Annotated in this window: 11 protein-coding genes; 4 read left to right on the top strand and 7 right to left on the bottom strand. The window is 37.7% G+C overall.

Annotated features, from left to right (window positions below):
- Window positions 1-27: 27 nt before the first annotated feature.
- Window positions 28-330, bottom strand: a complete 303-nt coding sequence (locus tag J3U74_RS09390; protein ID WP_267346933.1) for a hypothetical protein — start codon at window positions 328-330, stop codon at window positions 28-30.
- A gap of 383 nt (window positions 331-713) precedes the next feature.
- Between J3U74_RS09390 and J3U74_RS09395 the strand changes: the two genes are divergently transcribed.
- The 4 genes from J3U74_RS09395 to lysS all read left to right on the top strand — a co-directional run bounded on the left by J3U74_RS09395 (window position 714) and on the right by lysS (window position 5,407).
- Window positions 714-1,442 (top strand): type 1 glutamine amidotransferase, encoded by a 729-nt coding sequence (locus tag J3U74_RS09395; protein WP_267338008.1) that lies wholly within the window; start codon window positions 714-716, stop codon window positions 1,440-1,442.
- A 523-nt stretch (window positions 1,443-1,965) separates the two neighbouring features.
- Window positions 1,966-2,592 carry a Fe-Mn family superoxide dismutase gene (locus J3U74_RS09400; protein WP_267338007.1) on the top strand — a complete coding sequence of 209 codons (627 nt, stop codon included), beginning with the start codon at window positions 1,966-1,968 and terminating at the stop codon, window positions 2,590-2,592.
- Window positions 2,593-2,763: 171 nt separating this feature from the next.
- Window positions 2,764-3,862 (top strand): peptide chain release factor 2 gene (prfB, locus tag J3U74_RS09405; protein WP_324099962.1). Its coding sequence is split into 2 segments (ribosomal slippage): window positions 2,764-2,838 and window positions 2,840-3,862, totalling 1,098 coding nucleotides; the frame shifts between segments, so codons are not numbered across the junction.
- Between the two features lie 30 nt (window positions 3,863-3,892).
- Window positions 3,893-5,407: a lysine--tRNA ligase gene (lysS, locus tag J3U74_RS09410; protein ID WP_267336486.1), complete on the top strand. Its 1,515-nt coding sequence runs from the start codon at window positions 3,893-3,895 to the stop codon at window positions 5,405-5,407.
- A 251-nt stretch (window positions 5,408-5,658) separates the two neighbouring features.
- Here lysS and J3U74_RS09415 read toward each other — a convergent pair whose 3' ends face one another.
- The 6 genes from J3U74_RS09415 to J3U74_RS09440 all read right to left on the bottom strand — a co-directional run bounded on the left by J3U74_RS09415 (window position 5,659) and on the right by J3U74_RS09440 (window position 12,915).
- On the bottom strand, window positions 5,659-6,792 hold the full coding sequence (locus J3U74_RS09415) for a hypothetical protein (protein ID WP_267338006.1): 1,134 nt from the start codon (window positions 6,790-6,792) through the stop codon (window positions 5,659-5,661).
- A gap of 854 nt (window positions 6,793-7,646) precedes the next feature.
- Window positions 7,647-8,903, bottom strand: coding sequence for a uracil-xanthine permease family protein (locus J3U74_RS09420; RefSeq protein ID WP_220218558.1), 1,257 nt, complete (start codon window positions 8,901-8,903; stop codon window positions 7,647-7,649).
- Window positions 8,904-9,001: 98 nt separating this feature from the next.
- A complete protein-coding gene (gene upp / locus J3U74_RS09425; protein ID WP_220218557.1) occupies window positions 9,002-9,628 on the bottom strand; it encodes a uracil phosphoribosyltransferase in 627 nt (208 codons plus the stop codon).
- Window positions 9,629-9,979: 351 nt separating this feature from the next.
- Window positions 9,980-10,984: a gluconate operon transcriptional repressor GntR gene (gene gntR / locus J3U74_RS09430; protein ID WP_220218556.1), complete on the bottom strand. Its 1,005-nt coding sequence runs from the start codon at window positions 10,982-10,984 to the stop codon at window positions 9,980-9,982.
- Window positions 10,977-11,669 carry a uracil-DNA glycosylase gene (gene ung, locus J3U74_RS09435; protein WP_267336488.1) on the bottom strand — a complete coding sequence of 231 codons (693 nt, stop codon included), beginning with the start codon at window positions 11,667-11,669 and terminating at the stop codon, window positions 10,977-10,979. The genes gntR and ung overlap by 8 nt, the downstream gene beginning before the upstream one ends.
- 106 nt (window positions 11,670-11,775) lie before the next feature.
- A complete protein-coding gene (locus J3U74_RS09440) occupies window positions 11,776-12,915 on the bottom strand; it encodes a glycoside hydrolase family 88/105 protein (protein ID WP_267338005.1) in 1,140 nt (379 codons plus the stop codon).
- Window positions 12,916-12,919: the final 4 nt, after the last annotated feature.

Consider the following 12,919-nt stretch of genomic DNA (forward strand, 5'->3'; position numbering starts at 1 on the left):
AAAAAGTAATATGTGGTAAAAATTGCTTCATAGGGTTTTCTCTTTTGTATTTTTATGTTTTAAAAAAAACAGTATAAGTAAAACTGAAATATAAAGAATTAAAGGAATCTTATAAATCATATCAATGATATTTTGTCCTATCATTTCATTTTCATCAGAAAACAAAACATAATAACTATTGTAACTTAAATCATTAATATAACTATAGTTTTCAGAAAGAGGATTTAATTTTAGCGCCATAAAAACTGTAGGATCATCTTTACAAATAAGAATTTGGGTAAAACATTTAATTAATAGTAATAGTATTATTAACATCTTTAATAATTTCATTTTGTCATCCATTTATACTCTTATTGGATAGATTGAATTTCGACTTTAATTCGGGGATGTGCTTCATAAATATTAATTTTCCCCTATTCTTCTCTTCCAATAATATAATGATATTCAATATCTACCCAATTATTTTTTACAATATGTCATTTTTCTACATCATTGCGCTAAAACCATAAAATCTCTCGCAGGAGCCAATTTTAGGAATTCTGAAATCTGTTAAAGCAGATTTTTATACCAAATATCTCCCCAGCTCCCGCATAATACGCCAAATCTTCACTATTGTATTTCTTAATAAAAGATTCATAATAAACATCGCGCTTAATTGTCCATATTCAATATAGAGTAGGACACAGATCGATAAGATTAAAGGAGATTTACCAATGCATGTGCACTTTATCATCCACGAAGATTTCGAAGCACCTGGCGCATATGAGCAATGGGCAAAAATGCATCAACACACCATTAGTTATTCTCGTGTTTATCTTGGTCAGCCGCTTCCCGATAAGATAGATAAGATTGATATGTTGATTATCATGGGCGGACCACAATCGCCAGCAACGACAAAAAAAGAGTGCCCGCATTTTGACTCATTAGCCGAGCAGGCCGTCATATCTACGGCAATTAAATTACAAAAAATAGTCATCGGTGTCTGTCTTGGCTCGCAACTAATTGGTGAAGCCTTAGGTGCACATTTCGAGCATAGTCCGGAAAAAGAGATTGGCAAATTCCCAATTACGTTGACCGAAGCAGGCAAAAGAAATCCGCTTTTTTCTCATTTCGGTGATAGTTTGGCGGTCGGCCACTGGCACAATGATATGCCGGGTTTAACTCAAGATGCCAAAATCATTGCTTATAGTGAAGGCTGTCCACGACAAATTATTGCTTATGGCAAATTGGTGTATGGTTTTCAATGTCATATGGAGTTAACCCATGACGTGGTTGAAAAGTTGATTGCCCACTCGCAAAATGATCTTAATCAAGCCGCTAAATATCGTTTTGTTGATACCGAAGATAAATTACGCAGTCATGATTACAGTAAGATGAATTATAAACTCTTTGTTTTCTTAGATAAACTTACACAACTTTACCTATCATCAACCTCAAATTAAGAGGTTGATTGTTCATTGTAATAATTGTAGTTAGGCGAAATGATCAAGTAGATAAGCCAGAAAAACGGCGTAATTTGAGGCTAAAATTAGGTAAAAGTATTTTACCTTAAAACGTAAATTTCATTGGTGGAAAAATCGCAAGTCATTTAGTGTCGCCGATCTTAATAATCGTTCATGTTGCTACTTGCATAAAAAACATCAATCGGTTTTATTAAGACAGCTAAAAGATGTAGATATGTTTTTGCAATATAACAAAATGACCAATCTCCGTTTAGCATTGAAAAACTTAATAGCTTATTATCAGGAAGTAAAATTAGTCAGCGAAAATGATGCTATCATGATGTCTATCCCACGCCTAACCAATCATGACACTCATTAATATTAAACGCTAAATTGGTATAAATTGATTAATTATTAAATAGTCATTAACTATCTAAACAATAGATTGTGAGTAAAACAATTTAACCGTATACTCAATTAATTAAAGCAATAACTAAAATCTAATTTTGAAAGGAGTATCCTCATGGCCTATACATTACCACCACTTCCTTATGCTTATGACGCATTAGAACCGTATATCGATTCAGAAACGATGCATCTTCACCATGACAAACATCATCAAACTTATGTCAACAATGCTAACGCACTTTTAGAATCTTTACCGGCCGAACTCAAAGATTTATGCCCTGAAACTTTACTTCAAAATTTAGACAAAGTACCAGCAGACAAACTGACTGGAATTAAAAACAACGTGGGTGGTCATGTTAATCACACCCTATTTTGGGAACTACTCAAAGTTGGTACTGAACTTAAAGGCGAACTAAAAGCAGCGATTGAGAAAGATTTTGGTTCAGTTGATGCATTTAAAGAGAAATTTGCAAACGCCGCTGCTACTCGTTTTGGTTCTGGTTGGGCTTGGTTAGTATTGCAAAATGGCAAACTAGAAGTTGTCTCTACTGCAAATCAAGATTCACCGGTAATGGGCGAAAAATTTTCAGGTGTTTCAGGTACGCCAATTTTAACTTTAGATGTGTGGGAACACGCTTACTATTTGAAATACCAAAATCGTCGTGTTGATTATATCGGTGCATTTTGGAATGTCATTAACTGGGACAAAGTTGCTGAGTTATACGCTCAAGCTAAAAAATAGACTTTTTAAACATCATACCCTCCTGTTTGATCAATGACGCTTTAAGCGTCATTTTTTTCTTAATTAAGCTCATTGCATTGACCCGATAACAAATTGGCAATTGCTAAAATATACTTAAATCCGCTACAATGGGCGATTATTTAAATATCAGAAAACCGAACAAATTAACACATGTTTGAAATTAATCCGATAAAATCCAAAATAGCCGAACTTACCGAGCGCACAAACGTGATTCGGGGGTATCTTTGACTATGATCTCAAGAAAGAGCGGCTTGAAGAAGTCAACGCCGAATTAGAACAGTCCGAAGTTTGGGCAGATCCCGAAAAAGCACAGGCGTTAGGTAAAGAACGAGTCACACTTGAAGAAATTATAAATACTATCAACTCATTAACCCAAGGTCTTGACGATGTCGAAGGTTTACTTGAACTTGCTATTGAAGCCGAAGACCAAGAAACTTTCGATGAGGCTAATGCTGAGCTTGAACAGTTAGAAAAGAAACTGGCCGGACTTGAGTTTCGCCGTATGTTCTCTGGTGATTATGACAGTGCCGATTGTTATTTAGATATACAGTCGGGGTCTGGTGGTACTGAAGCGCAAGATTGGGCTGAAATGTTACTGAGAATGTACTTACGTTGGGCTGAATCGAAAGGATTTACAACTGAAGTTATGGAAGTTTCTGACGGTGATGTTGCCGGCATTAAATCTGCGACAATCAAAGTATCGGGTGACTATGCTTATGGTTGGTTACGTACCGAAACCGGCGTACATCGTTTAGTTCGTAAAAGCCCATTTGATTCAGGTAATCGCCGTCATACATCATTTGCATCGGTTTTTGTCTATCCGGAAATTGATGATAATATTGATATCGATATTAACCCCGCTGATCTTCGTATTGATGTTTACCGAGCATCCGGCGCCGGCGGACAACATGTCAATAAAACGGAATCAGCTGTTCGAATCACGCATGTGCCGACGGGAATTGTGACGCAGTGTCAAAATAACCGTTCTCAGCATAGTAATAAAGATCAGGCCATGAAACAGTTAAAAGCAAAACTGTACGAACTTGAGATGCAAAAGAAAAACGCTGAAAAACAGCAGATGGAAGAAAATAAATCTGATATCGGTTGGGGCAGTCAAATTCGTTCTTATGTGCTTGATGACTCAAGAATTAAAGATTTGCGTACCGGCGTTGAAACGCGTAACACTCAAGCCGTTTTAGACGGTGATTTAGATCAATTTATTCAAGAAAGCTTAAAAGCAGGTTTATAAACCGCTTGGTTATAAATAAAAGGTAAAATTATGTCAACACAGCAAGAGCAACAAAACCATATTGAAGAGTTAAATAACGAACTAGCTATCCGTCGTGAAAAGCTAGCAAATATTCGCCAGCAAGGTATTGCTTTCCCAAATGATTTTCGTCGTGATGCTATTTCAAGTGATCTTCATAAATTGTATGACGATAAAACCAACGAAGAATTAATTGAAAATAAAATTACCGTTACCGTTGCCGGCCGTATGATGATGCGCCGTATTATGGGTAAAGCTTCTTTTGTTTCTTTGCAAGATGTTGCGGGACAAATCCAACTTTATGTGACCCGAGATGATCTACCTGAAAACTATTATAACGAGCAGTTCAAAAAATGGGATTTAGGCGATATTGTTGGTGCTAAAGGTTATCTATTTAAAACCAAAACAGGGGAACTTTCGATTCACTGTGAAGAGATTCGTTTATTGACCAAAGCGCTACGACCATTACCGGATAAATTTCATGGCCTTGCGGATCAAGAGATGCGTTATCGTCAACGTTATTTGGATCTTATCACTAATGAAGAATCAAGAAATACCTTCATCGCTCGCTCAAAAGTGGTAACTGAAATTCGTAACTTCATGTTAGAAAACCACTTTATGGAAGTTGAAACCCCAATGATGCAAGTGATTCCTGGTGGGGCATCAGCTAAACCTTTTATTACGCATCATAACGCCCTCGATTTAGATATGTACTTACGAATCGCACCAGAACTCTACTTAAAACGTTTGGTCGTAGGTGGCTTTGAGCGTGTGTTTGAAATTAACCGTAACTTCCGTAACGAAGGGGTTTCGCCAAGACATAATCCGGAATTTACCATGATGGAAATGTATATGGCGTATGCCGATTATAAAGATCTGATTGTATTAACCGAAGCACTATTCCGTCGCTTAGCTATCGCGGTAACCGGTGATGCAGTTGTACAATACGGTGAACACACTTTTGATTTTGGTAAACCATTTATCAAAATGACCATGCGTGAAGCGATTTGTCATTATCGACCAGAAACCAATAATGCGGATTTAGATGATTTTGATAAAGCCTGTGCGATTGCAAAAGCCGTGGGAATCAAAGTGGAAAAAGGCTGGGGGCTTGGTCGAGTTGTGACTGAAATTTTTGAAGAAGTTGCCGAAGCTAATTTGATTCAACCAACATTTATCACCGAATACCCGGCAGAAGTCTCACCACTAGCTCGTCGAAACGATGAAAACCCATTTGTGACAGACCGATTCGAGTTCTTTATTGGTGGTCGTGAAATTGGTAATGGCTTCTCAGAACTTAACGATGCCGAAGACCAAGCACAACGTTTTGCTGATCAAGTATCGCAAAAAGATGCCGGTGATGATGAAGCTATGTTCTATGATGAAGATTATATCACTGCATTAGAACATGGTTTACCGCCGACAGCAGGGCTAGGAATTGGGATTGATAGAACCGTAATGCTATTTACCAATAGCCATACAATTCGGGACGTGATTTTATTCCCAACAATGCGTCCAATTAAATAGTTGCTACTGACTTAAAACTCACTTATAAAAACATAAGTGAGTTTTTTATTGCCAAAAACCTCGCTTCTTAACTTTTTATGTAAAACGCTAAAAAAATAACCCACCCTAGTTGAGGTGGGTTTTTCATGAGGGGCTAGGTCACAAAAATGCTTCTTTATTGCAAGGCTATGTTGACTCATCGAGTCAACTAGCCTTTAACAACTTAACGCTATTTCTGCTACTCTCTATTCTCCAATCCTAAGAAATAAGAACTAAGGCCAGACGCAAAGCCCTTTGCTTTTGTTGTAGTCTTCTTTCTCTTCATCGTAGACGCCCCAATCTATAGTACCCTCGTCCCCGAACACAATAAAGTGGTAGGTAATACCAATTGAGTCACCAGTCCAGTACCAGTGGGGAGTAAAATCAGTCTCAGGATAGCTGCGCATAGTACCCCACTCAGTAAAGAAACCTGCACCAATGTGACGCTGGTAAACGTTACTCGGTGAAGGAGGGGTTGCACCGACTGAGCCTTCGCAGCTAACAGCTGCATTGTGACGCTGGCAAGATGCATTGGTTAGATCTTTTACCTTAGGAATCCGATAACCTATATTATTACACCACGCAACTGTATTCGGATGAACATAAAAACCATTACCACGACCGACGAACCACTGCTTTAAGACAAACCCATACTTGACCACAGCATTACCATTACTATCACGGCCAACTAACTCGAATGTCTGAGGTAAAGTAGGTTTAGCAACAGGACCGGGATTATTTAAACCCCACTGAGATTGGGATGCAACTGGACCTGTTAATGTAACACGAACCCCTGTACTTGTAGAATTGGTCATAGTAGCTGTGATACCACCATGTGAAACTGGAGACCACGATAATACCTGATTATTACCACTAATAGCTAAATCAAAGTACAAATTGTTACCACCAACGGTAGGAAAGTTTAAATCATAAGATGACTGAGGAAGAAAGCCATTATTCGGATCCCACATCGTAGCTGGGCCAGCATAAGCACTTACACCATATTTCAAGCTAGGCTTGGCAAAACAAACCACAGGCCCCGTCTTAGGATTAACATAATAAGTAACATCATTTGCACTGAAAGTACTACCTTGTGGAATGCCATAACGTGTAGCTAATGTGCTATCAGTGTTAGTTAATTTAACTTGATAAGGTGCCTTACAAATTTCCGGTACTGTATTACGTGATACCGCTTGGTCATATTTATCCACAATAGACAAACTTAAACTACCGGTAGCAGTTATATCACCATCACCATCATCATCCCCCCAATAATAATAAGGCGAACCAATCAATGCACTCAATTCAACTTCATTGGTATCAGTTGGCATTAACATGTTTATATCAGCAAAACTCTGACCTATCACAGGCAACTCGATTGGAGTTGTGGAAGAAGTATTGGTTGAAGGCGTGTACTGCACGCCGTTGGATAACGTAATTCCGAGTAGACCATCGGTATCAACAGCGCGAGTGTGACCTCCGTCAAAAGTTAAATACGGCGCGCTACCCTCAATAGGGTTCGACGTTTTAGAGGTTAATGCATGGGCGGAAAAAGAAGTCGAAAACAAAATCGCCACACCTAAAAAAATCTGCTGAGATAATCTTGAACCGTAAGAGGATCGACGAAGAGATCTTAAATTTTGTTTTATTAATGAACTGGAGTGAAAAACGATATGTTGAGAGTTTGAATTATGTGAATTTGAATTAAAGTCTATTTTTTGAAAATTACGAAACATGTTCGACTATCCTGTCAATTATAATTATGATTTATTACTTGATTTTAGTTATCCAACTAAAATGCTATAAAAGTATAGTGACTGGAAAAATACGATGCAATCCCTTTTTTCATAGAAAACAGTTAACTTTAGTAAAGAAAATCGCAGAAAAATCAAACAATGATCGAATAAACACAGCTTTAATTAAAATCCTCTTTAAAAAACTTTAAAAAAACATATTTTTTGATTAAAAAAAATCCAATCTTAGTTTATAAAATTAACGGTTTTAGTCATTGTATGAAATTTGAGTAGGATGTTGAGCTTCAAAAACCCGGCTTATCAACTTTTTTGCTGTAAAACCTGTCCATCACTTAAGGTCGGATTATTAATGCGGGGCAACATTGCAAGACGGGATTTTAAACTTTAAAAATCCCGTGCCACAATGTTTTGAAAAAAGAAGTGACATTTTTTAGCTATTCATCAATTTAATGATTAGCCACGATTTATTAGTCGGTTGACTTATGAGGTAAGATTAAATTTAGTACAATGGCTAAAATTCCACATAAGCTGATACCTTGTAGCGCATAGGATCCAAAATCAAAGATCATTCCACCAATACCAAACACAAGGACTAATGAAACAATGCACATATTGCGTGATATCGAAAGATCGACCTTATGTTTAATCAATATATTTATGCCTACTGATGCAATCGAACCGAATAAAAGTACCATAATCCCGCCCATTACAACAGTTGGAATTGTACTTAAAAAAGCGCCGATCTTACCAACAAATGACATGAAAATTGCCCAAATTGCCGCCCAAGTCATTACTCGTGTTTTAAAATTACGGGTTAACGTGACAGCGCCAATAACTTCGGCATAAGTGATACAAGGCGGGCCACCAAAGAAGCCGGCACTTGAGGTTGCTAATCCATCACCAAGCAACGTTCTTTGCAATCCCGGTTCTCGGGTATAATCTTTTCCGGTTACGGCACTAATGGCCATAATATCACCCACATGCTCAATCGTTGGTGCAATAACAATTGGGATCATATATAAGATAGCTTGCCAGTGAAATTCCGGAAAGGTGAAATCCGGCACTTTAAACCATGGGGCATCAATAATGGGTTGAAAATTGACAATCCCCATTACACACGACAAAGCATACCCCACAACAATACCGGCAATAATCGGCACTAATCTAAAAAAGCCTTTGGCCCAAATTGCCACAATTAAGGTGGTTAATAGTGACGCCATTGAAATCAAAATTAACTGATAGCTTTCCGCTGGTATTCCGCTGTCGGTACCCATTGCCATTTTTACTGCAACTGGTGCAAGCGATAGACCGATAACCATAATAATTGGTCCGGTAACCACTGGCGGTAAAATACGATCAATAACGTGCTTACCGTTAATTTTCACCAAAAAGGCAAAAAACATAAACACAAAACCGGCAGCAACCAGTCCACCCAATGTTGCAGGTATACCCCACTGTGCTACGCCAAAAGAAATCGGTGCAATAAAAGCAAATGATGAAGCTAAAAATACCGGTACTTTTCCTTTGGTGGTGAGTTGAAATAATAACGTCCCCACTCCAGCTGTGAATAAAGCAACATTGGTATTTAATCCGGTTAATAGTGGTACAAGTACTAATGCACCAAATGCAACAAATAGCATTTGGGCGCCGGTAAAAATATCTTGCCACGAGTGTTTAAGTTGTGATGCATCATTATCGATATTGTCTGTTGTAATTTTAGACATATTGTCCTCTCTTATTCAACATAATGTTAATCATCTCTATTTATAATCAAATAGTAGGCATAAAAAAACCGGTTAAAACCGGTCTAAAATTTGAGATTTTATTTGGTGCCGAATATTTTATCGCCGGCATCACCAAGTCCGGGTAAAATGTAGCCCTTCTCATTCAATCGTTCATCAATTGAAGCAGTATAAAGCTCAACATCCGGATGCGCTTGCTCAAGCACTTTAATACCTTCCGGTGCAGCAACTAAAACTAAAACTTTAATATTTTTACAGCCCGCTTTTTTGAGCAAATCAATGGTCGCGACCATAGATCCACCTGTTGCCAACATTGGATCGACAACTAAAGCCATTCGCTCTTCAATATCTGATGTTAATTTTTGAAAATAGGGTACAGGTTCGAGGGTTTCTTCGTTACGGTAAAAACCAACAACGCTAATCCGGGCACTTGGTATATGCTCAAGAACGCCATCCATCATACCTAAACCTGCTCGTAAGATAGGTACTACCGTAATTTTTTTACCTTTGATTTGTTCAACTTGAACAGGACCACACCAACCTTCGATAGTAACAGTTTCGGTCGGTAAATCAGCGGTTGCTTCATAAGTTAATAAGCTGCCAACTTCACTGGCAAGATCGCGAAAGTCTTTAGTACTAATATCGTGTTCGCGCATTAAGCCAATTTTATGGCGTACAAGAGGGTGTTTTACTTCAACAATTTTCATGGGAGCCTCAGTGTTATCTTTTATAATCTGTTAGTCGTTATAAATAACCACTGAGCGATAATTCTAACATAGTTATCACTTTATGAAAACCCGAATTGAATATGCCTATTTAAAACATAACGCTCTGTTAGATAAGCAAAAACAGATAAAAAAACCAATAGTTTTATTTTTGTTTTCGCTTTTTTTTCATTAGGATCATTAAGCAAAGGCAACATATGAAGCGCAGTTTATATAAACTGATATCTCTAAAGCAACAGCTTATTTATTGATAAGTAAAAACTGACTAAATTGCTATTATCAACCAGATTAATAGGTTTGATTTAGAACATTAACTCGTGCAATTTACGATAATCAAATACTTTCACCGTCTAAATATTGAACAGGGAAATCAACAACTTTTTCACAAATGGTTTCACCATTTATCGACTTTAATAACATTTGTGCCGATTTTTGTCCCATTTCAATTCTTGGTGTTGAAACTGATGCCAATTTTGGTGTAACCACTTGACCAACGTCATGCCCATGAAAACCTGCCACAGCAATCTGGTTTGGCACATCAATATTAAGGCGTTGACACTCAAACAGTACTCCTAGCGCCAAATCATCGTTGGTACTAAATACGCCGTCAATTTGAGGATATTGTTGCAAAGCTTGATGAAGCAGTTGTTTACCTAAAGAGTAAGAAGAAGATTGTTTCGTGGCAAAAGTTTTCGCAACCAATCCGGCATCGTTCATCGCCTGTTCATAACCTTGCTGACGGATAAGACTGCGATCATCCTGACGAGCACTAAAATAAGCAATATGCTTATGGCCTTTGTTAATCATACGCTCAATCATATTTTTGGCGACTTGAAAATTATCAATACCAACCGCCATATCAATACAAGGGGAAACACTATCCATAATTTCAACCACAGGAACGCCCGATATTTCAATCATTTTAAGGGTTGCGGGGGTATGTGTTCGTTCAGTTAAGATTAACCCGTCAACATTGTAAGCCAGTAATGAACGTAGGCGCATTTCTTCTTTTTCCGGGCTATACCCGGTATGGGCAATCATGGTTTGATAACCATATTTATCGGTCTCGATCTCAATGCCTTTTAACACATCCGCAAAAACTTGATTGGTTAATGACGGTAATAACACACCAATAGCATAACTTTTAGCATTCGATAACATATCCGGCGCTTTATTGGGAATATAGCCAAGTTGGTCTATCGCTGCTGAAATTTGAGATTGAAGTGGTTTAGAAACAAGATTGGGATCACGCAAGTAACGGCTTACCGTCATTTTACTTATCCCAATTAAATTAGCTATTTCCTGCAAGCCAGTTCGACGTTTTTTATTACTACCCATTATTTTGTTCCGGTAACCTTGGTTGCCAATCTATCGGCGTTTTTCCCTGTTGGATAATCAAACTATTGGCTTTAGAAAAATGCTGACACCCAAAAAAGCCACGATGTGCGGATAATGGTGAAGGGTGAACAGCTGTTAAAACATGATGCTTTTGACGATTGATAAATTGACCTTTCTTTTGCGCAGGCGATCCCCATAACAAAAATACTACCCCGTCGAGGTATTGATCAACCGCCGCAATAACATGATCAGTAAATGTTTCCCAGCCTATTTTGGCATGGGAATGCGCTTGTCCAGCTTGAACAGTTAATACATTATTTAATAGCAACACCCCTTGGGTTGCCCAATAGCCTAAATAGCCATGCGACGGAATTTGAAACCCTGCTATATCGGTTGAAAGTTCTTTATAAATGTTTAATAGCGATGGAGGCGGTTTAATTCCAGGTAACACAGAAAATGATAAACCGTGTGCTTGATTTGGGCCGTGATAAGGATCTTGTCCTAAAATCACCACTTTGATATCACTAAATGGCGTAAAACGAAAAGCATTAAAAACATCATGCTGAGGGGGATAGATAACTTTTCCCTCAGCTCGCTGTGATGCCACAAATTGCATTATTTGTTTAAAATAAGGCTTCTCTTTTTCCGATCCAATGACATCATTCCATGTTAATTGATTAGTCATACAGTACCTTTACTATGATTTGATATGGCTGGCAATGTTGCTTGCTCATCCCCCTAATTATACCTAAAAATAATAATAAGCCTAATGCTAATCAATATTGTTAAAATTAAATAAAAACCCTTAAATATTCAGTCAAACATAAAATTGCCATTGATTGCCCATATGGCATTGAAGTTAGTGGAATATTTTTATAATAATCCAAATTATGACCCATGGCGGTACCAAACGAAACATTTAACAAAGTACCTTCATCATTGATATTTGCCATGACCCCTTTAATGGCTTTTTCTGCCATGAGCTTATAGTCATCAGCGATATAGCGTTTCCTGATCGATTTTAATATTCCATAAGTAAAACCAGCTGTCGCCGATGTTTCTAAATAGGAATTAGGATCATCAATAATTGTATGCCATAAGCCACTTTCATCTTGGTATTTAGCGAGTGCTTCTACTTGAGCATTTAACACCTCAATTAATAATCTTCGAACAGGATCATCAATAGTCAGATCGAGTAGCTCAATAAATTCCGGAATAACAATAGTTAGCCAACTGTTACCCCTTGCCCACCTTGCTTTTGCAAAGTTATGGTTACCTTCAAAACTCCAACCATGAAACCAAAGCCCTGTTTGACGATCCATTAAATATTGAACGTGGATTAATATTTGATAGATTGCTTCTTGAATATATTCAGGTTTATTAAGCAGTTTGCCAATTTTGGCAATTGGCAATACGCTCATCATCAAGGTGTCATCCCAAAGTTGTTGATGATTTTCACTGTTATAAACAATATGTTGCAAGCCACCAAACTTAGTCCGAGGCATTTGATACATAACCCAATCTGCCCAACACTCTAAATAAGGTAAAAATACCGGATTTTGCGTCTCTTGATAACGATAAGCTAAGGTTAAAAATGGACACACGGTATTGACGTTCTTCGTTGGAGTTCCTTCGGATAAACGCTGTTTAAACCAGTCATCAATAATAGCAAGTGTCGATTTATCGCCAGTTTGTTGGTAAAATTGATACATACCATAAAGACCAATGCCATGCGTCCACTCCCAGCCATTCCACCCTTTAGTGTCAATCACTCGACCGTCATCTAAGCGAAGAAGAAATTCACCTGTCTCATCTTTAATATTAATCAGATTATTCACAATCTTTTTAATCAACTTTTCTAAATCAGCTCGAGCAATTAAATGTTCGGGCTTACACAGTAATTTGCTATGTTTTACAGGAAATATCTGCATGTTT

It is taken from the genome of Gilliamella sp. B3892 (genome assembly GCF_026536305.1).
In the GTDB taxonomy this organism is placed as follows: Bacteria; Pseudomonadota; Gammaproteobacteria; order Enterobacterales; family Orbaceae; genus Gilliamella.

What these genes read in the sequence shown, in the direction of transcription:
- J3U74_RS09400 (WP_267338007.1), top strand. Translation starts at nt 1,966, where the DNA reads ATGGCCTATACATTACCACCACTTCCTTATGCTTATGACGCATTAGAA.
- J3U74_RS09440 (WP_267338005.1), bottom strand. Translation starts at nt 12,915, where the DNA reads ATGCAGATATTTCCTGTAAAACATAGCAAATTACTGTGTAAGCCCGAA.
- J3U74_RS09390 (WP_267346933.1), bottom strand. Translation starts at nt 330, where the DNA reads ATGAAATTATTAAAGATGTTAATAATACTATTACTATTAATTAAATGT.
- gntR (WP_220218556.1), bottom strand. Translation starts at nt 10,984, where the DNA reads ATGGGTAGTAATAAAAAACGTCGAACTGGCTTGCAGGAAATAGCTAAT.
- J3U74_RS09395 (WP_267338008.1), top strand. Translation starts at nt 714, where the DNA reads ATGCATGTGCACTTTATCATCCACGAAGATTTCGAAGCACCTGGCGCA.
- upp (WP_220218557.1), bottom strand. Translation starts at nt 9,628, where the DNA reads ATGAAAATTGTTGAAGTAAAACACCCTCTTGTACGCCATAAAATTGGC.
- J3U74_RS09420 (WP_220218558.1), bottom strand. Translation starts at nt 8,903, where the DNA reads ATGTCTAAAATTACAACAGACAATATCGATAATGATGCATCACAACTT.
- ung (WP_267336488.1), bottom strand. Translation starts at nt 11,669, where the DNA reads ATGACTAATCAATTAACATGGAATGATGTCATTGGATCGGAAAAAGAG.
- lysS (WP_267336486.1), top strand. Translation starts at nt 3,893, where the DNA reads ATGTCAACACAGCAAGAGCAACAAAACCATATTGAAGAGTTAAATAAC.